General features: G+C 54.3%; 1 protein-coding gene. It reads left to right on the forward strand.

Going from position 1 to position 232, the window contains the following annotated elements; translation table 11 throughout:
• Positions 1-232: phosphoenolpyruvate-utilizing N-terminal domain-containing protein (locus tag MXD62_RS09750; protein WP_248829023.1), on the forward strand; the 232-nt coding region annotated here is incomplete at both ends.

Raw genomic sequence — 232 nt, forward strand, 5'->3', positions numbered from 1 at the left:
CTCAAACGGTGTCGCGATTGCAGCAGTAGTGAAACTGGTGGAAGCGGAGCAAACGGCTGAAATAATCTCCGCTCCCGTGACTGATGTGGAAGCAGAGGTAGGCAAGCTGGAGGCAAGTATCGAACAGACGGCAAGCCAGCTTGAGCAATTGATGCAAGAGGTTACGCAAAAGCTTGGGGATGAGCAGGCAGCGATTCTGGCTGCCCATCTTGCATTCCTGCAGGACCAAGCG

Source organism: Frankia sp. Mgl5, from assembly GCF_023242985.1.
GTDB classification, from domain to species: Bacteria; Actinomycetota; Actinomycetes; order Frankiales; family Frankiaceae; genus Parafrankia; species Parafrankia soli.